The organism is Neobacillus sp. PS3-12 (assembly GCF_030915385.1).
Classification (GTDB): Bacteria; Bacillota; Bacilli; order Bacillales; family Cytobacillaceae; genus JAEVLT01.
Genome location: NZ_CP133268.1, coordinates 1,386,531 through 1,409,132 on the forward strand (window position 1 = coordinate 1,386,531; position 22,602 = coordinate 1,409,132).

22 protein-coding genes, 4 pseudogenes and 1 riboswitch are annotated in these 22,602 nt (G+C 39.8%); of the genes and pseudogenes, 12 read left to right on the top strand and 14 right to left on the bottom strand.

Going from position 1 to position 22,602, the window contains the following annotated elements:
* Positions 1 to 79 precede the first annotated feature (79 nt).
* A riboswitch (SAM riboswitch) is annotated at positions 80 to 211 on the bottom strand.
* 229 nt (positions 212 to 440) lie between these two features.
* A complete protein-coding gene (gene pckA, locus RCG17_RS07110) occupies positions 441 to 2,024 on the top strand; it encodes a phosphoenolpyruvate carboxykinase (ATP) (protein WP_308174531.1) in 1,584 nt (527 codons plus the stop codon).
* Positions 2,025 to 2,081: 57 nt separating this feature from the next.
* Here the strand turns inward: pckA and RCG17_RS07115 are convergent, their stop codons facing one another.
* Positions 2,082 to 2,324, bottom strand: a complete 243-nt coding sequence (locus RCG17_RS07115) for a DUF2584 domain-containing protein (protein WP_308174532.1) — start codon at positions 2,322 to 2,324, stop codon at positions 2,082 to 2,084.
* A 39-nt stretch (positions 2,325 to 2,363) separates the two neighbouring features.
* Positions 2,364 to 3,152, bottom strand: coding sequence for an alpha/beta hydrolase family protein (locus tag RCG17_RS07120; protein WP_308174533.1), 789 nt, complete (start codon positions 3,150 to 3,152; stop codon positions 2,364 to 2,366).
* Positions 3,153 to 3,262: 110 nt separating this feature from the next.
* Here RCG17_RS07120 and RCG17_RS07125 point away from each other — a divergent pair, with 110 nt between their 5' ends.
* The 3 genes and pseudogenes from RCG17_RS07125 to RCG17_RS07135 all read left to right on the top strand — a co-directional run bounded on the left by RCG17_RS07125 (position 3,263) and on the right by RCG17_RS07135 (position 5,965).
* A complete protein-coding gene (locus tag RCG17_RS07125) occupies positions 3,263 to 4,297 on the top strand; it encodes an ABC transporter substrate-binding protein (RefSeq protein ID WP_308174534.1) in 1,035 nt (344 codons plus the stop codon).
* Between the two features lie 112 nt (positions 4,298 to 4,409).
* A pseudogene (locus RCG17_RS07130) lies at positions 4,410 to 5,176 on the top strand (ABC transporter ATP-binding protein).
* Positions 5,115 to 5,965, top strand: a pseudogene (locus tag RCG17_RS07135) (ABC transporter permease). Before RCG17_RS07130 ends, RCG17_RS07135 begins: the two co-directional pseudogenes overlap by 62 nt.
* 20 nt (positions 5,966 to 5,985) lie before the next feature.
* On the opposite strand, the gene RCG17_RS07140 reads toward RCG17_RS07135, so the two are convergent.
* From RCG17_RS07140 to RCG17_RS07150, 3 genes and pseudogenes are all read right to left on the bottom strand, one after another.
* Positions 5,986 to 6,294, bottom strand: a complete 309-nt coding sequence (locus RCG17_RS07140) for an NUDIX domain-containing protein (protein WP_308174535.1) — start codon at positions 6,292 to 6,294, stop codon at positions 5,986 to 5,988.
* On the bottom strand, positions 6,249 to 6,455 hold the full coding sequence (locus RCG17_RS07145) for an NUDIX hydrolase (protein WP_308174536.1): 207 nt from the start codon (positions 6,453 to 6,455) through the stop codon (positions 6,249 to 6,251). Before RCG17_RS07145 ends, RCG17_RS07140 begins: the two co-directional genes overlap by 46 nt.
* Before the next feature lie 87 nt (positions 6,456 to 6,542).
* A pseudogene (locus tag RCG17_RS07150) lies at positions 6,543 to 6,868 on the bottom strand (hydrolase).
* 229 nt (positions 6,869 to 7,097) lie between these two features.
* On the opposite strand from RCG17_RS07150, the gene RCG17_RS07155 reads away from it, so the two are divergent.
* Entirely contained in the window at positions 7,098 to 7,358 is a 261-nt protein-coding gene (locus RCG17_RS07155; RefSeq protein WP_308174537.1) for a DUF6154 family protein, read from the top strand.
* Between the two features lie 151 nt (positions 7,359 to 7,509).
* Here the strand turns inward: RCG17_RS07155 and RCG17_RS07160 are convergent, their stop codons facing one another.
* Entirely contained in the window at positions 7,510 to 7,950 is a 441-nt protein-coding gene (locus RCG17_RS07160) for a Dps family protein (RefSeq protein ID WP_308174538.1), read from the bottom strand.
* A gap of 92 nt (positions 7,951 to 8,042) precedes the next feature.
* Here RCG17_RS07160 and ytzI point away from each other — a divergent pair, with 92 nt between their 5' ends.
* Positions 8,043 to 8,204, top strand: coding sequence for a YtzI protein (ytzI, locus tag RCG17_RS07165; RefSeq protein ID WP_308174539.1), 162 nt, complete (start codon positions 8,043 to 8,045; stop codon positions 8,202 to 8,204).
* Between the two features lie 45 nt (positions 8,205 to 8,249).
* Here the strand turns inward: ytzI and RCG17_RS07170 are convergent, their stop codons facing one another.
* Positions 8,250 to 8,717 carry an S-ribosylhomocysteine lyase gene (locus RCG17_RS07170; protein ID WP_308174540.1) on the bottom strand — a complete coding sequence of 156 codons (468 nt, stop codon included), beginning with the start codon at positions 8,715 to 8,717 and terminating at the stop codon, positions 8,250 to 8,252.
* Between the two features lie 135 nt (positions 8,718 to 8,852).
* On the opposite strand from RCG17_RS07170, the gene yidD reads away from it, so the two are divergent.
* Positions 8,853 to 9,095: a membrane protein insertion efficiency factor YidD gene (gene yidD, locus RCG17_RS07175; protein ID WP_308174541.1), complete on the top strand. Its 243-nt coding sequence runs from the start codon at positions 8,853 to 8,855 to the stop codon at positions 9,093 to 9,095.
* Here the strand turns inward: yidD and RCG17_RS07180 are convergent.
* From RCG17_RS07180 to RCG17_RS07210, 7 genes and pseudogenes are all read right to left on the bottom strand, one after another.
* Positions 9,092 to 9,655 (bottom strand): beta-class carbonic anhydrase, encoded by a 564-nt coding sequence (locus tag RCG17_RS07180; protein WP_308174542.1) that lies wholly within the window; start codon positions 9,653 to 9,655, stop codon positions 9,092 to 9,094. The genes yidD and RCG17_RS07180 overlap by 4 nt on opposite strands.
* Before the next feature lie 50 nt (positions 9,656 to 9,705).
* A pseudogene (gene menC, locus RCG17_RS07185) lies at positions 9,706 to 10,817 on the bottom strand (o-succinylbenzoate synthase).
* Complete coding sequence (locus RCG17_RS07190) at positions 10,814 to 12,286, bottom strand: o-succinylbenzoate--CoA ligase (protein ID WP_308174543.1); 1,473 nt, start codon at positions 12,284 to 12,286, stop codon at positions 10,814 to 10,816. Before RCG17_RS07190 ends, menC begins: the two are co-directional and overlap by 4 nt.
* Before the next feature lie 89 nt (positions 12,287 to 12,375).
* Complete coding sequence (menB, locus tag RCG17_RS07195) at positions 12,376 to 13,194, bottom strand: 1,4-dihydroxy-2-naphthoyl-CoA synthase (protein ID WP_308174544.1); 819 nt, start codon at positions 13,192 to 13,194, stop codon at positions 12,376 to 12,378.
* Positions 13,195 to 13,211: 17 nt separating this feature from the next.
* Positions 13,212 to 14,021: a 2-succinyl-6-hydroxy-2,4-cyclohexadiene-1-carboxylate synthase gene (gene menH, locus RCG17_RS07200; protein WP_308174545.1), complete on the bottom strand. Its 810-nt coding sequence runs from the start codon at positions 14,019 to 14,021 to the stop codon at positions 13,212 to 13,214.
* Positions 14,021 to 15,775 carry a 2-succinyl-5-enolpyruvyl-6-hydroxy-3-cyclohexene-1-carboxylic-acid synthase gene (menD, locus tag RCG17_RS07205; protein ID WP_308174546.1) on the bottom strand — a complete coding sequence of 585 codons (1,755 nt, stop codon included), beginning with the start codon at positions 15,773 to 15,775 and terminating at the stop codon, positions 14,021 to 14,023. The genes menH and menD overlap by 1 nt, the downstream gene beginning before the upstream one ends.
* Position 15,776: 1 nt before the next feature.
* On the bottom strand, positions 15,777 to 17,180 hold the full coding sequence (locus RCG17_RS07210) for an isochorismate synthase (protein WP_308174547.1): 1,404 nt from the start codon (positions 17,178 to 17,180) through the stop codon (positions 15,777 to 15,779).
* A gap of 514 nt (positions 17,181 to 17,694) precedes the next feature.
* Between RCG17_RS07210 and RCG17_RS07215 the strand changes: the two genes are divergently transcribed.
* From RCG17_RS07215 to RCG17_RS07235, 5 genes are all read left to right on the top strand, one after another.
* On the top strand, positions 17,695 to 18,633 hold the full coding sequence (locus tag RCG17_RS07215; protein WP_308174548.1) for a 1,4-dihydroxy-2-naphthoate polyprenyltransferase: 939 nt from the start codon (positions 17,695 to 17,697) through the stop codon (positions 18,631 to 18,633).
* A gap of 164 nt (positions 18,634 to 18,797) precedes the next feature.
* Positions 18,798 to 19,985, top strand: coding sequence for an efflux RND transporter periplasmic adaptor subunit (locus tag RCG17_RS07220; RefSeq protein ID WP_374120901.1), 1,188 nt, complete (start codon positions 18,798 to 18,800; stop codon positions 19,983 to 19,985).
* Complete coding sequence (locus tag RCG17_RS07225) at positions 19,982 to 20,683, top strand: ABC transporter ATP-binding protein (protein WP_308174550.1); 702 nt, start codon at positions 19,982 to 19,984, stop codon at positions 20,681 to 20,683. Before RCG17_RS07220 ends, RCG17_RS07225 begins: the two co-directional genes overlap by 4 nt.
* Positions 20,661 to 21,860, top strand: a complete 1,200-nt coding sequence (locus tag RCG17_RS07230) for an ABC transporter permease (RefSeq protein WP_308174551.1) — start codon at positions 20,661 to 20,663, stop codon at positions 21,858 to 21,860. The genes RCG17_RS07225 and RCG17_RS07230 overlap by 23 nt, the downstream gene beginning before the upstream one ends.
* 33 nt (positions 21,861 to 21,893) lie before the next feature.
* Positions 21,894 to 22,568, top strand: a complete 675-nt coding sequence (locus RCG17_RS07235; protein WP_308174552.1) for a YknW family membrane protein — start codon at positions 21,894 to 21,896, stop codon at positions 22,566 to 22,568.
* Positions 22,569 to 22,602 lie beyond the last annotated feature (34 nt).

A 22,602-nucleotide genomic window follows, 5' to 3' on the forward strand; every position in this document is an offset into this window, starting at 1 on the left:
ACGAACGTCAACACTGGACGCAAAAAAACCTTTCCATAATGAGGAAAGGTTGAAAGCACATTGATTCTCTCGCCTTTCACTCTTATCGTTCAAGGTCTAGCCTTGCATCAGGTTTAGCACCTTTGCTCCGAAAATGTTCCTTAAAACACATTTTCATCGTCAGGTTGCTGGGTTTCATTGGGCCTGTCCCTCCACCAGCTCGGGATAAGAGAGTATCCGTTCAAATAAAAATCATATCGTACTATTATCTAAACTGTCAATCCTTTTTTCAAAACATAGATAATAAGTCATCAAATATTCAAATATTTGATTTTTTATAAAATTTTTATTAATTCACTGAATTTTTCATAATTAGTATAGACTATTTCTTTCAATGTGTTATACTGTTTTTATCGTATATAATTCATTAAAAATCAATGGAAAAGGATGGTAGTCACTAAATGAATTCCACGCATACCGAAGATGGACTAAATAGTTTACTAGCTAAAGAGAATGTCCATGTCCAATTATCTGTTCCACAATTAGTCGAAAAGGTATTAAGCCGCAACGAAGCAACCTTAACTTCCACAGGTGCTATTCGAGTTTCAACAGGAAAGTATACGGGCAGGTCTCCGAAAGATAAATTTATTGTTGAAGAACCGTCAACAAAAGATAAAATTGGCTGGGAAACAAACCAAAGGATCTCACAAGAGAACTTTTCTAAATTATATGATAAAGTTCTTGCCTATTTAAATCAAAAAGAAGAAATCTTTGTATTTAATGGTTTTGCTGGTGCCGATAAAAAATCGCAATTACCAATTCAAGTCATTAATGAATATGCTTGGCATAATTTGTTTGTGCACCAACTATTTATCCGCCCTGATGTAGAGGAACACAGCTCTCATAAACCTGGATTCACGGTTATTGCAGCACCTAATTTTAAAGCAGATCCAAGCGTGGACGGTACAAATTCAGAGACATTTATCATCATTTCGTTCGAGAGAAGAACGGTTTTAATTGGCGGAACGGAATATGCCGGTGAAATGAAAAAATCGATCTTCTCAGTTATGAACTTCCTTCTTCCTGAAAATGATATCTTATCGATGCACTGTTCAGCGAATGTTGGCGCTGAAGGGGATGTTGCCTTATTCTTCGGTCTTTCCGGAACAGGAAAAACTACTTTATCGGCTGACCCTAACCGTAAGCTAATTGGTGATGATGAGCATGGCTGGTCACAGCATGGCGTCTTTAATATTGAAGGCGGATGTTATGCAAAAACGATTAACCTTTCTCGTGAAAAAGAACCGCAAATTTTCGATGCGATCAAATTTGGCACCGTTCTTGAGAATGTCATTATTGATCCTGAAACAAGAGTGGCAGATTATGATAATGGAGAATTAACGGAAAATACTCGTGCTGCATATCCATTGCAAGCACTTGATAATATCGTTGACCCAAGCATCGCTGGTCATCCAAATACAGTTGTCTTCTTAACTGCAGATGCATTTGGAGTATTGCCTCCAATCTCTAAACTGACAAGAGAACAAGCGATGTATCATTTCTTGAGTGGATATACTTCTAAGCTTGCAGGTACTGAGCGTGGGGTTACATCTCCTGAAGCAACATTCTCCACCTGCTTCGGTGCTCCATTCCTGCCGCTTCCTGCAACACGTTATGCAGAAATGCTTGGCCAAAAAGTATTAGAGCATAATGCGAATGTATTCCTTGTTAACACAGGATGGACTGGCGGCGAATATGGAGTTGGCAATCGTATGAAGCTTTCCTATACAAGAGCAATGGTTCAAGCTGCACTTGAAGGCGAATTAAATAATGTCGAAACGGTTCAGGACGAAATCTTTGGCTTAAACATCCCTGTTCATGTTACAGGCGTTCCTGATGAAGTTCTTCAGCCGCAAAAAACCTGGTCTGACAAAAACGCCTATGAAGAAAAAGCAAAAGAACTAGCTGCAAAATTCCGTGACAACTTCACAAAGTTTGGAGATGTTCCTGCTGAAATTGCCGAAAAAGGCGCACCTTTGAAATAATTAGTATGACATAAAAAAACCTTATCACATGCTGATAAGGTTTTTTTATGTGTCATACTAATTTGTTGAATTTAACGAAAGTAATTGATAAGTGACGAACGTAGCTTGATTCTGCCATTCCACTTTTTTGATGATGCCTGTCCCATGTGAATCACCATCGATTTCCTTTCTTACATCCACAGGAATATCGATGGGGTATAATCGGTAACCTTTCTTTTCTAAGTAAAAAAGATTCTCTTCAAGCCTTTTTTCACGACTCTTGGTCACGATCATAGTGTTTAATTCAAGAGGCATTCCCATTGGCATCGCTCCTCTAATATGTTTGTCTTTATTTTACCATTAATCCTTGTGCAATTTCATCCACGTTGTTAAATCGGTGACAACTCTTCTGTTAATTTGAGGCGGAAAATAATGTGTAAATTCGTTAAAATACCAGCTCTCCACAGGTTTTTGTAGGGCCTTTAAGCGGTTTTCAAGAAGATAGGCATGTCCTACCGATACATTTTGATCCTTAACGCCATGGATAATGAGAACTGGTGCCGTTATTTTTTCTAATTGATGCAAGGGCGTTCGCTCCTCATATTTTTCTGGATATTTCTTAGGAGTCCCGCCAATGACCCTTTTCATCATTCTTCTTAAATCCTTTCGTTCCAGGTAGGTCAGTGACATATCACTGACGCCGCCCCACGTCACAACACTCGCCGTCTCTGGAAAGCAGATCGCTGTCCACAATGCCATAACACCGCCACGGGAAAATCCAAAAACATGGATACTTTTTATTCTAGGAAGTGATTTCAATAATGTATAACCTGCAAATGCATCTTCCCGGTCCTCTCCTCCAAAGTCTTCGTTCCCTTCTCCGCCTTGATTTCCTCGATAGAAAGGCGCAAACACGATAAATCCTTCGGAGGCAAACTGGGCTATCCTTGCAGGACGGACCATGCCTACACTTTTTATTCCTCCTCTTAGGTAAAGAAAGCCATCCGAAGTTTTTTCATACTTTGGTTCGGCAAGCAATCCTCTTACCCTAAGACCGTTTGAATAGTAGGTAATAAGAGTTAGTTCTACATTAGGGTTTGGAGATGGAAATCGGTGCCTTGCAATGATGGTACCGTTCTCTTGAATCATTTATCACACCTCTCTTTTCATTTTTTTTTAATGGGCAAACACACATTTTTATCCTGTTCATACGATATTTTAGGCAACTTACCGCCCAGAAAAAGGAGGTTTTCAATCCGATGAAAAAATCACTTAAAGTCAGTATGACCATTTTATTCTCTGCACTTCTTATTTTTTCTTTAGCAGCATGCAGCACCACCAATAGCCAGTCGGCTAAGACTCAGCCAGCGAAGCAAGAGGTTCAAACAGTCCGCATTGCCGAAGTTACCCGCTCCATCTTCTATGCACCCATGTATGTTGCATTATCCAAGGGATTTTTTAAAGATGAAGGACTTGATGTGAAACTTACGACCGTTCCCGGCGGAGACAAAACGATGACCGCTTTAATCTCAGGTGGCGCTGATGTCGCACTTGTTGGATCAGAAACATCCATCTATGTGTATGCCCAAGGCTCAAATGACCCCGTTCTTAATTTTGCTGCGTTAACGCAGACTGACGGTACATTCCTTGTCTCCCGCAAAAAAATCGATCATTTTTCATGGCAGCAATTAAAAGGATCAACCTTTTTAGGTCAGCGAAAAGGCGGCATGCCGCAAATGGTTGGCGAATACGTTTTAAAACAGCATGGCATTGATCCTCACAACGACTTAAATCTGATTCAGAATATAGACTTTGCAAACATTTCAAGTGCTTTTGCCTCAGGGACTGGAGATTATGTGCAGCTATTTGAGCCAACTGCCAGCATTTTTGAAAAAGAAGGAAAAGGATATATTGTTGCTTCATTTGGAACAGATTCAGGCCGCGTTCCGTATACTTCCTTTATGGCAAAACAAAGCTATTTGAAAAAGAACCAAGCGACCGTGGAAAAATTCACCAGCGCCATCTACAAAGCACAGCAATGGGTCGATGCCCATACACCTAAAGAAACAGCACAAGCGATTCAGCCCTATTTCCCTGACACGGATTTAAGCATTATGGAATCAGCTGTCAACCGTTATAAAAGCCAGGGTTCTTATGCCACCAACCCTATTATTGATCCAAAGGCATGGGATAACCTTCAGAACATTATGAACGCCGCCGGGTCACTCCCAAAACATGTTGACTATAACACACTCGTAAATACAACAATTGCAAAAAAAATCAGCCAAAATTAATTTAAAACAAGTCTGTCTTAAGGTGATTGTTAATTTTTTAAGCCTGTTGATTGGAGCGGAAATCAACAGCCAAATTTAACTCAGCAAAAACAACGTAAGGGAGGCCTGTCTTTTGAGTTTTTTAACGATTAACGAAATTGATCACACCTACTTTACCAAAACCTCTACGACCACGGCCCTCTCCAATATTTCACTAACCATTGAGGAAGGAGAATTTGTCTCCTTTCTCGGCCCTAGCGGCTGTGGAAAAACGACCCTTCTATCGATCATAGCCGGATTACTGAAACCGACCCAAGGAACTATCTTGTTGGAAAAGAAACCTGTGTCCACTAAAAATAGCAATATTGGTTACATGCTTCAACAAGACTACCTGTTTCCTTGGAAAACGATTGAAGAAAACATTCTCTTGGGATTGAAATTATCTAAAAAGCTGAATGAGCAAACGAAAATAAAAGCATTACAACTTTTAAGTCAAATTGGTCTAAACGGTGTGGAAAACCAGCTACCAAAGCAATTATCCGGCGGAATGAGGCAGCGTGCAGCCCTTGTTCGAACGCTTGCAACTGAACCAAAGCTATTAATGTTAGACGAACCCTTTTCTGCACTTGATTATCAAACCAAACTTAAATTAGAAGATCTGGTGTCCTCAACATTGAAAGAATTTAAAAAAACAGCAATCCTTGTAACACACGATATCGGTGAAGCCATCAGCATGAGCGATCGGGTATTTTTATTTTCAGCTAAACCGGGAAACTATATCGCATTTTTGAGATTCCAGATGAGCTGCGGTCACTTTCTCCTTTTGAAGCCCGCAGCCATGAGATGTATTCTACCCTTTTTCAAACCATTTGGAAGGAGCTTGAGACCCTTGAACCCTAAAAACGTTAAGCTTCTTCATCAAGAATATCTTCGCTCCTTAAGGATTGAAAAACGCTGGGTCCGATTTTACCAAATTCTTATTTTTATCTTGTTTTTTGCTCTTTGGGAAATTGCAAGCAGATTACAATGGGTTGACCCGCTTATTTTTAGTTCACCATCAAAAATATGGTTTTTGTTTTTAGAAAAACTAAAGGATGGGTCATTGTTAGATAATACCCTTGTTACCTTAACGGAGACGGTTTTTGGCTTCATTTTAGGTACATTACTTGGAACGATTTTAGCTGCCGTTTTATGGTGGTCCTCTATGATTTCAAAGGTACTTGATCCTTATCTCGTTATTTTAAATGCCTTACCGAAAGTTGCGCTTGGTCCGATTTTAATTGTGGCTTTAGGACCGGGTATTCTTCGATTATTTCAATGGGGATCATTATTTCTGTTATTGTAACCACCATTGTTATTTATACCTCGTTTCGTGAAGTGGACCCAAACTATCTCAAAGTGATGCTCACTTTTGGAGCAACACGCTCACAATGTTTTAAAGAAGCCATTCTGCCAGCAAGTTTCCCGACGATTATTTCAACCTTAAAGGTTAACGTTGGGTTATCATGGGTAGGAGTTATTGTCGGTGAATACCTTGTTTCCGCTAAAGGTCTGGGCTATCTGATTATTTACGGCTTCCAGGTATTTAACTTTACATTAGTCATGCTATCCTTGCTTGTCATTGCGCTCTTAGCAACGATTATGTACCAGCTTGTTGATTATATTGAGAAAAGACTGATCAAAGAATAGCGTAGAATCTCGCTATTCTTTTAATTTTTCAAGATAGCTAATCTTTTGATGCATTCTTCAACAACCTGATCCTTCATAATAAAACTGTATTCTGGGCCAAAGCGAAGCTTCAGAATATCACCATCCACCAAAATCGGTCCGTTGGTTTCCAAATAATCGCTTTTTAGAGTCATACTTTTTACTTTCCCCCAAAAAACAGCTTTTACAAATGAACCTTTAGAGTCTGTTACCCTATATTCCCCAATTTTTATAAGTTCGTTTACCATGGCACCTGTTTCTTCATTTACTTCCCGATGTGCTGTATCTTCAAGCGTTTCCCCTGCTTCCATCTTTCCACCGGGAAATTCTGGCCGCGCATTTTATGCTGCGTCAAAAGCCATTTTCCTTCATATTGGCAGATAATCAGAACATGTTTTGCTGGTTCGTCAAAAGCATGGTCTGAAAAAGATAGCTCCACTTTGTTTCCATACTTATCTAAAAAGGTTTTCATCCTTATCACGCCTTACATTTCATTCATATCATTATTATAGTCGATTTTTAACGAGAAAAGAAAAATCCCTATCTCAAAAGATAAGGATTATCGATTATTTTCAGGCAAAATGTTCATTGTCTTAATATGATTTTTGGCTTCCTCGTCACCTAGATTATAGAGCATCTCATAAACCTTAGCGATCGTTTGGTCATAGGCATCATTTTCTCGGTCATAATGGTATTGTACATATGGCACATGGGCCCGAAAGAAGTTTTGCCATTCCGTTGCGTAGTTTTGGTCAAATAATTCACGGAGCTCAATGATTTCCTCATCCGTTGCATAAATTTTATAGCTCCAAGTTGAACTTGTTGCACTTTGTGAAATTTCTCCTGTCCCGGTTCTATATAATAAGCCTTTTTTTGCTGCTCCATCTAATCATCCCCCTTTTCCTTAACTCTTCCACAAAAATAAGATTTTATTCTTTAGTTCTTTTTTCTTCATTTTTGGGGAAATTTATCATAAAATTAATAAATAACCATTTATATTTTTTGAATGACTCGAGTAATCCTTTCATCTTTGTTTAAATGGAATATTTTCATACTTTTAGGGGCAATGAATAAGTAAGAAACAAAAATATCCTAAATAGGAGAGGTGAAAGAAATGAAACTAGTGGATGAACTTTTTGACCTTTATCGTAACAAGCTGACGGGTGATGAAGAAGACATTGATATGCTCACATTTGCTTTTTTAGAAGAGATGTCAAGGGAAGATTTATTAGGAATAATCCGAGATATGGATGAGCAAGAATTATATGATCTTATTGGACTGTATTTAATTGAAAGCTTAAAAGTAAAGTTTGCCCAAGAAGAATACGGACAGCGCCGAAATAATAATACATTTCACCCAAGAAACATTCATTAATACATAGAAAAGTGGAAGTGCCTTTTTGAGGTACCAAAACGAAATCGATAAAAATAAAAAAACATGTGCCGGATTGTATCATGCACATGTTTTTTTGTTTCCTATTCTGATTACCATCACGACTCATTTTCGCTGTCCATGTGCTTCAGAACTACCCTAAAAATGCTTTGAGCATCCAAACGTGTTTACCTAGACTTTCAGAGATGCCGATAAATAAATCTGCCGTTACTTCGTCGTTGGCTTTCTCCGCAAGGTCAATCGTCTGACTATTCTCGGCAATCATTTGTTCAAAATCATTAATCACAGCCTGAACCATTTCTTTCTCTGTTTGTTCAGTTCCAGCAGCCTCTTTAATGGTGGCTGCATCCAGGCACGCTTTTAATGTCGAAAGAGGTTTTTCGCCGATGATTAGTAAACGTTCAGCCACTTCATCCATGGTACCGGTTATTTCATTGTACAGTTCTTCAAACTTCTCATGAAGCGTAAAGAAATGGTGTCCTTTCACAAACCAATGAAAATGATGCAGTTTTTCATATAAAACAGTTAAATTGGCAACTTGTACATTTACAGAGTCTACTAATTCCTGTGACATTTTTCATCCCTCCGACCCTATGTTACCCAATCCATATTAATTAAAACCATTATGTTTTCATGATACAATAAAAGGAAAAAAAGGAGGGTACAATGACAACCATTTTTGTAGTTTGCATCGTTATTGTCATCATTGTTTTACTTTTAAGCGTGATAACCACCTCTAAAGCCTATTCTTATAAACATACCGTCGACCCGTTAGAAAACAATCCACATCTTAACCAAGAAGATGAACCAGACAAATCCCAGAGTTAAAAAAAACACTCCTATTCAACATCTTGAATAGGAGTGTCTCTTTATTTATGCAAAAATTTGTTTCAAGTCTTCTTTGCTATGCTCAAGCCAAGCTTGCATGATTTTCTTGGCCCCTTCTAAGTCATGAAGCGCTGCTTGACCGCATTGAACTTCATTTGCTGCAGGAACTTCAGTCAATTGTAGTGCATCCTTCATTGTTGCATCAAGTAAATCAATGATATCCTCAACATTTGGCTCTCCGCTGACAACCAGATAAAATCCTGTTTGGCAGCCCATTGGTGAAATATCGATAATATCAAAATGATCCTTTGTGTATTTACGGATCGTATAGGCAAGCATATGCTCTAAGGCATGAAGCGCCGCAGGATCCATTGCTTGTTTGTTTGGCTGGCAAAAACGAATATCATATTTATTTACAACCCCATCAGTTCCCACCTTATGGACACCGCAATGTCTCACATAAGGGGCTTTCACTGCATTATGGTCTAATTCAAAGCTTTCAACAGATGGCATTTAAACATCACTCCTCATTACAAATCTATATTCATGATACCTTAAAAAAAATGATTTATCATCCTAAATAATCAATTTAGACCTTTACACTTCATTATGATATGTTTGATACAGGTAAAGTAAAGGAGAAAAAAAATGCTTAAAAAGGTATTTCTTTCTGTTATTCGTTTTTATCAAATCGTCATATCGCCGCTTAAGCCGCCTAGCTGTCGTTTTTACCCTACATGTTCTCATTATGGCTTAGAAGCTGTAGAGCGCTTTGGGGCATTTAAAGGTGGGTGGCTGGCAATCAAACGGATTTTAAAATGCCACCCCTTCCATCCAGGCGGAGTAGACCCTGTTCCTGGAAAAATGGCCAACAAAAAAAAGGAGCATTAAGCTCCATATCCATCAACTACTAAGTCCAGCTTGCCTGTTGTTGGGTCGATCACCAATCCGTGAACAGGAACACCTTCAGGCATTAATGGGTGATTCCTTATGATGTTTACACTATGTTTCACACTGTCAAAAACATTATCAAACCCATGTAGCCATTTTTCAAAATCAATGCCAGAATAACTGAGAGTTTCAAGTGTTTCCTCCGAAATTCCCCGTTCTTTCATGCTTTCAACCATTCGCTCTGATTTTAAGGCACTCATCCCGCAATCATGATGACCAATAACAAATACTTCTTCCGCTTGGAGCTCATAGACAGCAATCAAAATACTCCTCATAACACTTCCAAACGGGTGGCTTACAAGGGCACCGGCATTTTTTACTGTCTTAACATCTCCATTGCTCAAATTCATTGATTTTGGTAAAAGTTCAAGAAGTCTGGTATCCATGCATGTTAGAACAACCATGCGTTTTTTGGGAAATTTAGTTGTTTCGTATTTTTTATATTCTTCATTTTGAACAAACTGTTGATTGTAATCTAGTATTTCACTAAGTAATGTCATAATTTTCACGCACCTTTCTTCCATAAATTATTTTACACTACTTTGTGGATTTATTTAAAAATAAATTTCTTTTTTTCTAAAAGTGTTTCTTGAAGCCGTTTTTCATTGATTTGGAACCCAATTCCAGAACCCTCGGGAACCTCCACCCAGCCGTCCTTTACCGTTACTTTCGGCAAAATAATATCCTGCTCCCAAAATCGGCTGGAGGCTGAAATATCTCCTGGGATTGTAAAACCAGGAAGCGAGGCAAGAGCAATGTTATGTGCCCGTGATACCCCAAACTCAATCATCCCGCCGCACCATACCGGATGTTTCTCTCATAGCAATAATCATGGATTCGAATCGCTTCTTTTAGGCCGCCCACCCTGCCAATTTTAATATTAATCACTTTGCAGCTCCCCAGTTCAATTGCTTTACGGGCATCCTCAAAGGTAACAATACTTTCATCCAAACAAATTGGAGTTTGAATTTCCTTTTGGAGAATCGCATGCTCAATAATATCATCGTGGGCAAGAGGCTGTTCAATCATCAAAAGGTTAAATTTATCCAATGCTTTGAGACGTTCAACATCCTTTAAACTATAAGCAGAATTCGCATCGGCCATTAGTTGAATTTCTGGATAAGAAGCACGGATCTCTCGCAAAAACTTCAGGTCGAGCTGTGGATTAATTTTTATTTTAAAGCGCTGATAGCCGTCCTTTAAATAGCCTTCAATCTGAGCAAGAGCATTTTCCGTGGAATCTGTTGCAACAACTACCCCAGAAGCGATCCTGCTACTTGTCCCGCCAATCAATTTAGACAATGACTGGTTTTGTTTTTTTGCATATAGATCCCAAACAGCTGTTTCAAGTCCTGCCTTTGCCATATTGTTGCGGCGTACTGAAGCAAATAATTGAGAAAGCTCCTGTGGATGGTCGATCGGATTTTTTTCAAGCAATGGGATTAAAAAAGAAGTTAACATATGTAAGCTTGTTTCAACCGTCTCTTCCGTGTACCATGGTGAGGAAAAGGCAACTCCCTCGCCATAACCACTAACACCATCCTTATCAGTAACTTCTACAATGATGCCTTCACGTTCTGTAACAGCACCTAAATGGGTGAGAAACGGAGATTTTAACGGCATTTTAATGACATACAGATGAATAGACGATATGTTAATCATTCGCAATCACCGTCATTAAGCAGGTCAATAAGTTTTCGGCGAAGGAGTTTTTTAGATGCATTCCTCGGCAGTTCCTTCACAAAATAAAAGCGTTTTGGAACTTTATATTTTGCCATTTGTTCCATACAAAGGTGCCTTAAATCATCCTCAGAACATGCAGCCTCTTCTGATTTTGTGACAATAAAAGCAATCGGGATCTGCCCCCAAGTATCATCCGCAACTCCCGTTACCCCGACATCTGCGACATAAGAATGACTTAACAATACAGCTTCAATCTCCGCAGGGTAAATATTTTCTCCCCCTGAAATAATTAAATCGGAGCGTCTGTCCAAAACATATAAAAACCCTTCCTCATCCAAATAGCCAATATCCCCCGTATAAAGCCAGCCCTCACGAAGTTTTTCCTTGGTCGCATCAGGGCGATATAAATAGCCAGAGGTCACATTTGGGCCCTTTACAACAATCTCACCCTCTTCTTTTGCGTGAGCTAGACTTCCGTCCACCCTTTCAATTTTAATTTGCGACGGGAACAACGGCTTCCCTGCAGACCCTAGCTTCTGAATACTATATTCAGGTGCAAGTGTAACAATTTGAGAGGAGGTTTCGGTCATTCCGTATGTTTGAAAAACAGGAATTTCTTTTTCCACACAAGCCTGTAGCAAGGGTAATGGAGCAGGCCCGCCGCCTAAAAGCATGCAGCGAAAATAATTAGGAAGGCGCTCTCCTTCCAATGCATCAACAATCCTCGTAAGGGTTGTGCCGACAACAGACATAACCGTAACATGTTTACTCCGAATATCCTCAACTGTTTTTTGCGCATCAAAGCTCTCATGCAATACAATTGGCATGCCATAAATAACGCTTTTCATTAAAATCGAATAGCCACTGATATGGAATAATGGAACAGCACACAGCCAGCAGTCTTCTTCCGTGTAACCAAGATTTAAAGCCGACCCAATCGCACTCCACCAATGGTTTCCGTACGTCTGGATCACTCCTTTAGGATTGCCTGTTGTACCGGAGGTGTACATAATTGTACAAACAGCTGATAAGTCCACTTCTTCCTGTATTTTCGGGTTCGTAGCAGTCGCAGCGAACAACTCTTCCGTTGTTACTTTGCGAGTTGGCGGTACCTTTTCCCAAAAAGCAGCGTCTAAAATCACAAGAACTGCCTTAGAGTCATTTAGCTGCCATTCTAGTTCTGCGGATGATAATCGGTTATTTAGGATTACCGCAGTTAAACCGAGCAATTGAAAAGCAAACAAGACCACAACGGTTTCGAGTTGGTTTGTCAGCATTACACCAGCAAAATCCCCTTTGGCTAATCCAAATGATTGAAGCTTGCCAGCTGTTTTTACTGCCGAATCATAAAGTTGTTTAAACGTTAACGTCTCTTCTTGGAAATAAATTGCGGTCCTGTCGGGTGTCAAGAACGCTCTTTTTTTCAAAAAGTTTGGCATTCTATCCATGATTCATTCTCCTTCTTAGTAAAAACAGCTTGATGGAAAAACCACCAAGCTGCAAGTCAAAAAATATTTTTAGCGCACACACTTACCGATCAAGGGAATTTAGGGAATTGGTCAAAATTTGGCTTCCGCTTTTCCTTGAATGCATCTCGGCCTTCTTTGGCTTCATCAGTTGTGTAATAAAGCAATGTCGCATCACCGGCAAACTGTTGAATTCCTGCTAAGCCATCCGTATCAGCATTAAAGGCTGCTTTTAGGAAACGAAGAGCCATCGGGCTTTTTTCCAACATTTCTTCACACCATTTAATTGTTTCTTCTTCAACTTGCTCTAATGGAACAACGGTATTGACCAGACCCATATCCAATGCTTCTTGCGCATTGTATTGACGACATAAATACCAAATTTCGCGAGCCTTCTTATGACCAACGATTCTAGCCAGATATCCTGAGCCATAACCAGCATCAAAACTGCCGACTTTTGGTCCTGTTTGTCCAAAAATAGCGTTATCAGCAGCAATTGTTAGATCACAGACAATGTGAAGCACATGTCCGCCGCCAATCGCATAGCCTTTAACCATAGCTACAACTGGCTTTGGAATCACACGGATTAATCTTTGCAGGTCAAGAACATTTAAACGCGGAATTTGGTCTTCACCAACATAGCCGCCATGACCGCGAACCTTTTGGTCCCCGCCAGAACAAAATGCTTTGTCCCCTGCACCAGTTAAAATAATTACCCCAACACTTGCATCATCACGAGCATATGCAAATGCATCAATTAACTCCATTACTGTCTTTGGAGTAAATGCATTATGGACATGTGGACGATTAATCGTTATTTTTGCAATCCCATTATAGGTTTCATACATGATTTCTTCATATTTACGACTTGGAACCCATTCTACTGTCAAAATAATATCCTCCTTTATTATGTATTAAGCAAAAACTCACTTACTATTGTACCAAATTTTTCTTTCACTTCCACGTGTAATGCATGTCCACTATTTTCAATAACCATCCAGTTACTATTTTTCAATAGCTTTTGCATCTTTTCGGCAATGAGGCAAAACTTTTCGTCTTTTTCTCCCGTAAGCAAAAGGACTTGGAGGTCAACTTGCTCTAACTTCCCCCACCATGATGGCTGTGCGCCTGTTCCCATTCCCACTAAACTGTTTGCTAATCCTTGAGGAGAATGCAAAAGGCGTTGCTGTCTGACCTTATCTTTTATTTTTTGCGGCAAATTCCTCATCGTGGAGAAGAGAGGGATGTTTTCCCAATAATCAACGAAGTTTTCTATTCCCTTTTCTATAATAAAATCCGCAAGTTCTCCATCTTTCATACGTCTTTCTAATCTTTCAGTTTCCGTTAACAATCCAGGGGATGAACTTTCGAGAATCAACCTGTTAACCTTTTCCGGATACAGGATTGCAAAGGTTAGTGCTAGTCTGCCTCCCATTGAGTAGCCGAGTACATCAACTTTTTTGCAATCTAATTTTTCAAGAATATAAAGTAAATCCTTGGCTCCTGCTTCAATCTGGTAACGATCTGCGTTCTGGGGAGCATCTGTTTTTCCATGACCAATAAGATCAGGAATGATTAGTCTCGAATGCTTACCCCATTTTTCACAAAAAGGAAGCCATGTGGAAGAATCTCCAGTAAAACCATGCAGCAAGAGAAGCGGATCCCTTTCACCACATGTTTCGATATGATAATGAGCTCCTTCTATGACAATCTCCATTACTGCTCACCATTGACATACTTTGATATTTCCTGGGAAACCAAATTCCACACTTTCCGATGTTCTTCGGTATTCCTGTCTCTTTTTGTCACAACCTCGATGACATTTAAACCATGAGTCGTTTTCGAAGACTCCATGACTGCCCCAAAATGATCCCAATCCTGAACACGTGTAAATTTCCCATTATACATGCGAACAACATGTTCAAAATCAAGATCAAGAGGCGTTCCAAACAACAGTTCAAAGTGTTTTGGATGCTCCGCCTGCGGCAGGAAGGAGAAAATTCCGCCGCCATTATTATTGATAATGATGATGGTTATATCAATAGGATAGAGTTTAGCAGCAAGCAAGCCGTTTAAATCATGGAAAAAGGTTAAGTCACCCAGCACAAGAAATGACGGCTGCTGTGAAACTGATGCGGCACCTAATGCCGTTGAAACTGTCCCATCAATTCCATTTGCTCCCCTGTTAGCCAAAATACGAATCGATTTACGATTATTATGGAAGAAGCTGTCTAAATCGCGAATCGGCATGCTGTTTCCGACAAATAAATTAGCATTTTCAGGAAGCATTTCAGCTAATTGATAAAACAAACGTGATTCACTTAATTCTGCTGTATCTCTTATGGCGGTGAGATTTTCCTTTATTAAGCGATTTAGTGCCTGCCACTTATGTAAATATTGTTGATTCTTATTTTCCTTTAGCTCGGACATGAGTTCTTGACAAAAAATCGTTTCGTTACAATAAATCATCTCGGTAGAAAGTGCAGCAGGATCACGCCAGCCTCCACCGCCATCAACAACTAAGTGCTCCGCCTGATGGTTTTCTTTTAAGAAGATCGTCAGCGCCTTTGAAACAGGCATAGCCCCAAAACGCAAAACAATGGTTGGTTTCAAATAATCTTTGGCGTCACCACTTCGTAAAAACGTGTCATAGGCATCAATCACATTTTCAGTCGAATGCATTCCACTTCTTAACTGTGACAAGGGATCCGCCAAGATTGGAAAATGTAATCGTTCAGAAAGCTCCAATACCACTTCTATAAATGCTTCATCCTCTATTTGGCCGCAAATAATCATCCCTTTTTCATGCTCATTTAAAGCCGCGGCAATTTCCCGAAGATCAGTTTTATCAATGGTTAATGCTCCATTACGGACATTCACATATCTTCGTGGACGTTCTTTTAATTGAAAAACATTCTCATCATCAATTTTTGGGATGAGGGGTTCCCGAAACGGAAAATTCAGATGAACTGGTCCAGAGGGTGCTTGAAGAGCAGTTGCTGCTGCACGGCCACAAACACTTCTTACATAATGCAACATTTCATTACTATTTTCAGGCACAGCCATTTCCGCAAACCATTTTACATGATGACCGTATAAGTGAATTTGGTCAATTGCCTGGGGTGCACCTACATCTCTTAATTCATGCGGTCTGTCAGAGGTAATGACAATCAACGGAATCCGTGAGATATTGGCCTCGGCGACAGCCGGGAAATAGTTAGCCGCCGCTGTCCCGGATGTACAAAGGATGGCAACAGGCTTTCCGCTTGCCTTGGCAATTCCAAGTGCAAAAAATGCAGCAGAGCGTTCATCCACATGAATATGGACATTCAATCCCGGATGTTCCGCCATCACCATGGCCATCGGAGTGGACCTTGAGCCTGGACTGACGACTGCGTCCGTAACACCTGTTTGTACTAACTCTGCTACAAAGGCAGCTGTATAAGCAGTTAAAGCTTCTTGATGATTCATTTTACTTTCCTCCAAGCGCAGTAAGCATTGGTCTAAATTTCAAACTCGTCTCCATAAATTCACTTTCCGCATCTGAATCTGCCACAATGCCACATCCAGCAAAGAGAGAAGCCTCTTTTCCTTGTATCAAACCTGAGCGTATGGAAACAGCAAATTCTCCATTTCCTTTATAATCAATCCAGCCAAGCGGCGCACCAAAAAATCCTCGATCCAGTTCCTCAACCTGTCTAATCTTTTCAACTGCTTCTTTCTTTGGAAGTCCGCCAAGTGCTGGTGTGGGATGCAGTCTTTCAACTAAAAGTAAAAGGGACGCATCCTTTTTGCATTTTCCAATAACCGGGGTGTAAAGATGCTGAATATTTTTTAGTTTCATCAATTGCGGCTTATCTGGCAAAATGAGATCCTCACAAGATTCTTCCAAGGCTTCTTTAATCATATCGACAACATACTGATGTTCCATTCTATTTTTTCGGTCTGCTAATAATTGTTCGCCTAAGATTTGGTCATCTTCTGTCGTTTTTCCCCTCGGAATCGAGCCTGCTAAACAGGTTGAAAAGACATTATCTCCCTGCTTTTTAACAAGCCGTTCTGGTGTAGCACCAATAAAGCAGTCCCCGTTGGACTCAAAAGCAAAAGTAAAACTATTATGCTGTTCTTTACGAAGCGTACATAAAACCTTCTCACTTGCCACGTCCTGATCAAAAATAAGCCGCAGTTCACGGGCAAGGACTACTTTTTTAAGTGGTCCATTTTTTAAATCCTGAACAACCTTATCAACTGTTTCCCTCCATCTCTGGGGAGAGATAACATTCGTATCAATAAGTCGTGGAGGCTGCTGTTGATCCTTGTCTTGAACAACACTGCTAAAAAGGACCTGCAGATCTTTTGCGGCCTTTTCATAAAAGCTAGGATCATCATGCTTAGAACATATAATGTTAGTTGTCAAAAACGTTTTCCCGTGAATGATGCTAAGCATAAACTTAGGAACATGAAACTGTGAATGGGAGAATTTACTCCAAAGCTCAGTCTTTTGCTTTAATGGATCAAAGGAAAATCCACCAAAAATAAGCGGTCCAACTCCATTTTCCTCATAGGTGTTATAGGTTAAGGCTTCAGCTAAAAAATCCTGCCATTCTTTTTCAACATGAAAAAAGCGGTCAGAAGCCTGATCCGACTGTATTTGCTTTGCTATTCCCATGCCAACGAGAATAATTTCGTCTGAAGGATCCTTCCAGAAAAATCGTTCTCCCAAAAACTGTTCTCTTCCATTTTGAAAAAACACTATCGGGTCTATATCATCAATTTTATTTACAACACTAACTAAAATCGGCCGATCAAGCGTTTTCGCTTTCGTTAGCGCTGCCATTACTTTTTCTTTTATATCCGTTTCTTGAATGGTAACCAAAGAAATCCCTCCAAAACAGCAATAAAAGCTGTTATCCATTCATTTTAAGCCTATTTTAAGATACTACTCCAATAAGAGCGGTGTCAATATTACAAGTCACAAAAGTGCCTAGTTTATTCCTTATTATATGAATATCTTTACATATGTCTGCCACTTAATTTCCACTAAACAACAGGCTAGGAAAATCCTCCAATTAAAGTAGTTAAAAAGTCATTGACACTGTTAAGCTAATTCCATACACTTAGTTTTGGATAATATTCTTTGATATTGTACAAGTAGTTTATCTAAAATTTATAGATATTATTTTTGGCTGTGTTAATTTGACTGTTGATTTCCGCTCCAGGCACTTGCTTTCCGCGGGCGTGCCAGGGGAGCCTCCTCGGCGCTTAAGCGCCTGTGGGGTCTCCCCAGCCCCGTACTCCCGCAGGAGTCAAGTGCCCTCCGCTCCAATCAACAGGCTTAAAAAATCAACAATGTCCGTTAACACAGCCTATTTTAAAAGGAGAGATCAAATATGCAGCCACAATTACCTTCAAGTTCTAAACCTGGCGTAGAATCAAACCGTGGTTTTCAAATTTGGTGGCAAATGACTAGACCGCATACCTTAACAGCCTCCTTTGTGCCCGTTCTGCTAGGTTCTGCACTTGCACTAAGATACGAAAAGTTTAGTTTCGGCCTTTTCTTCGCCATGTTAATTGCGAGTTTATTAATTCAAATTGCCACGAACCTGTTTAACGAATATTATGATTTCAAAAGAGGCCTGGACACTGAGCATTCGGTTGGAATTGGCGGAACGATTGTCCGTGATGGGGTTAAGCCGAAAACGGTACTTAATCTTGCATTATGCATGTATGGAATTTCGCTTTTGCTAGGTATTTATATTTGTGCAAGCAGCAGCTGGTGGCTTGCTGTGGTTGGGCTAATCTGTATGGCGGCTGGATACTTATATACGGGTGGTCCGCTTCCTATTTCATACACTCCTTTTGGAGAGCTTCTTTCCGGGTTCTTTATGGGATTTTTGATTATTTTAATCTCATTTTTTATCCAAACAGGAACTGTTGACAGGACAAGCGTCCTTGTATCCATCCCCATTATGCTTCTAGTGGGTGGAATCAACTTATCCAACAATATTCGTGATCTTGATGGCGATAAAGAAAATGGCCGCAAAACACTTGCCGTTCTTTTTGGGAAAACAAAAGCTGTTTACATCTTGGCCAGCCTGTTTATCATATCGTATCTATGGGTATTAGCACTCATTATTAGCGGTGTCGCGCCAATTTGGATTGCACTTGTTATTCTAAGCACACCAAAACCAATTCAAGCAATTAAAGGATTTATTCATAATAATGTTCCGATCAAAATGGCACCCGCCATGAAGGCAACAGCCCAAACGAATACATTCTTTGGATTTCTGCTTGCAGTCGGGTTGTTTATCGGACACTTTTTCTCTTAAAAAAATAGCTTCTGCCTTTTTGGCAGAAGCTATTTTTTTGCTTATTTTTAAAAAATTTGTAAATTTTTGTAATATATTTAACAATTTAACTTGTTTATCATAAAAAGCATTTATATAATGAGAGAAGATTCATGAAAATTTTACCAATAAAGGAGGAGGTTACCTTGCAACCAGAACAAATCCCCCAGCCAAGAAAGAAAAAATGGATTGTCATAAGCATTATCCTCTTAATCGTTATCATTGCTGCCATTAATATAACGGTTATGCAAAGTAAGAAGAATAATAGTGTCAAAGATTTAAATTTTGCCAGTGTTACAAATAAGGAATTAAGTAACACGAAGCTTGTATCAGGACGAATTGTCCCCGGTAACATCGAAACCATTTATCAAGATCCAACAAAAGGAACTGTTAAAGAGCTGTTTGTAAAGGAAGGGCAAGAAGTAGCAAAGGGCCAGAAATTATTTTCCTACGACAATCCTGAGCTCTCGATTCAAATAAGGCAGCTTGAAATCGATAAAAAATCAACTAAGATTCGTTATGATCAAGGAAACAAAAAAATCCTATCCTTACAAAATGAAATTAAAAAAGCCAAAGATGCAAATTCACCAAAAGAAGTAACAGATCCCTTAGATGCTCAGCTGGAAGATTTGCAATACCAACAGCAAACAACAGAACTTGAGATCGAAAAAAACAAGCTTCAAGAAGAAGACCTCCAGAATAAACAAAAAAGTTTGACCGTTTACAGCAGTTATGGCGGCGTTGTCCAAAAAGTGAATAAGGATGCTGGTCAGAATACTTCACAAGCACTTGGAACACAAGCGAATCCCGTCGTTCAAATTGCATCTAAAGATCCTTTTATCATTCAAGGAACATTAACAGAACTGCAAAAGTCCCAGCTGCAGCCAAACCAACCAATTACAGTGACGGCAAAGGCTTTTGCCAACAAGACATGGGCGGGAAAAATTACGGAAATCAGCGAGTATCCGACTTCAGATGAAGCTGGTCAAAGTGCCCTTGCTTCATCAGGCCAGCAATCGCAAAATATCTCTTACTATAATTTCAAAGCCGCACTTGATTCGCAAGAAGGGTTGTCACCGGGTTACCATGTTTCCATTCAAGTGAATTTATCCACAAAGAAAATGCTGGCTGTACCAAGCAATAGTATCGTTGATAAAGGCAATTCCCGCTTTGTCTATGTAGTCAGAAACAATAAGCTTCAGAAACAAACTGTAACAACTGGCATTGGTGATGGGAATTTAACCGAAGTCCTTAAAGGTTTGAAAGTCGGAGAAAAAGTCGTAAAAAATCCTTCCACAAACGTATACGAAGGATTGGAAGTGAAAACGAAATGATCAGTCTAAAACACATCTTTAAAACCTATAAACAAGGTGTGCTTGAAGTACCCGTTCTCCATGATATTAATCTTCAAATTGAAGAAGGAGAATTTGTTTCGATTATGGGTCCCTCTGGTTCTGGTAAGTCGACACTTATGAACATTATCGGGTGTTTAGACCGGCCAACATCTGGAGAGTACCTCTTAAATGATGTGAATGTCCTAAAATCAGATGGAGCACAGCTTGCACTTCTTAGAAATAAATACATAGGGTTTGTTTTTCAACAATTTCATCTCCTGCCCAGATTAACGGCTTTAGCAAATGTTGAATTGCCGCTTGTATACGGCGGTGTTCCCAAGAAAGACCGACGTGAACGGGCCTTTGAAGCTCTTACAAAAGTAGGGTTGGCAGAACGGGTAACCCATTTACCCAATCAGTTGTCTGGCGGCCAAAAGCAGCGTGTTGCGATCGCACGTTCAATTGTTAACAACCCTACCTTTGTTTTAGCAGACGAACCAACCGGTGCCCTTGACTCAAAGTCCGGAGAACAGGTTATGGAGATTTTTACTGCATTAAATCAAGAAGGAACAACAATTATTGTTGTCACCCATGAGGATGAGGTTGCTGCATATACATCACGTCGGATTGTACTTAAGGATGGGCAAATAATCGAGGATAAAGGGGGAAAATCAAGTGAGTTTATTGGACAGCATTAAAATTGCGTTTTCCTCCATTATGGCTCATAAATTGCGTTCAACCCTTACGATGCTCGGGATTATTATTGGTGTCGGATCGATTATAACCGTTGTTGCCATCGGCCAGGGTGGTGAAGCAGCATTAAAATCGCAATTTGCCGGTGCAGGAAACAATACAATTCAGATTAACTTTACACCTGATAGCGAAGACTCCTTTGCACTGCCTTTTGATCAAGAGCCAACATTCACTCAGGAGAGTTTAATGCAGCTTAGAAAGATTCCTGAAATTGCCCATGTTATTACCACAAATAGCTCAATGGAAAGCATTGCTGTTGATGACAAGACGATCAGTGCCCAAATTTATGGGATTGAGGAGGAATATTTTGCCGTTAATACTGTAAATTTGGTAAAGGGCAGAAGGTTAAACATGAATGATTTTGCTCAATCGAATAATGTAATCATGATGAATGAAAAGGCTGCTGGGGATTTTTTTAAAAGTAAAAATGCCATCGGTCAAATTATTGAGGTGAAGGGACAGCCGTTTCAAGTAATCGGTGTCTACAAATCACAGGATGGCATCTTTGGCATGGGTCTTGATGAGATGCTAATGCCATTATCTATTTGGCCTGTCTTATTTGGCACGGATAATATTCAATCTGTTACACTCCAGGCTAAAGATGTAAGTAAGTTGGAGCTGGCAGGGAAAAAAGCTGCCAGTCTTCTTAACGATACGAAGTCACCTGATTTGAAAGGGAAATATGAAGTTTTTAATATTGAAGAAATCAAGAAGAGTATTTCAAAAGTCACAAACATCATGACGATGATTATCGGCGGGATTGCTGGTATTTCTTTACTTGTCGGCGGCATTGGGGTAATGAATATCATGCTCGTATCGGTTACAGAGCGGACAAGAGAAATCGGGATTCGTAAGGCACTCGGAGCAACCCGAGGGAAAATATTGCTTCAATTCCTGATTGAAGCCATGATGCTTACTCTTTTAGGCGGAGTAATTGGTATTGGTTTAGGCGTAGGAGGTGCCTTTATCGTATCCCACTTTGCCAAATGGCCTCCGCTGGTATCTGTGCAGGTTGTCATCGGCGGCGTATTGTTCTCCATGTCGCTTGGGATTATTTTCGGATTGATTCCAGCAAACAAGGCTGCAAAGCTGGACCCTATCGAGGCATTAAGATACGAGTAAAAAAAACAACGAATCAAAATGGAGAGTGTTCATATGGAAACAAATGTAGAATTTGAGAATGTACAAGCGAAAAAACCATCATTATTTGGGATGATTTCTTCCCCAGGTCTGCAATTTGAAAGAATGAAATCAAAAGCGCCGCTTGGATTGCCAATCTTTTTCATGATCGTATTAATGGCCATTGGCGGAGCACTTGCATCTTATATCAGTTTAAATAATCCTATTATAAAAGATATTAATTCAACGGCAGGAATGAAAATTCCAGTTTCTTTAACGGTCGGAATGGGGGCATTGGGGGCAGGTATTGGAGGAGCAATTTCATTCTTTATTATCGCAGCATTCTACAAGCTATGTATGATTTTTATGGGAAATGATACTCCATATAAAAAGCTGCTGGGGATCACTGTCTATTCTAGTATTATTTCCTCAATTGGATTAATCGTGAATGGAATCATCGCCCTTCTGCTTGGCGGTTATGAAGCAACCTATACTAGCTTGGCACCGTTAGTAGGGGATAACAAAACACTAAAGGCTATTGCAGGCCAATTTGATATTTTTGATATCTGGTATTATGTGGTGATCCTAATCGGAATGCAGATTGTTGCTGGTTTAAGCAAAACCAAAGCGATTGCCCTTGTTGTCATCCTCTTCTTAATCGGGATTGGTTTCAGTTCTTTAAGCGGCTTATTCCCACAGTTTGGCGGTTAATACTAGTTCAACAGGCCTGTTTCCATGGCCTGTT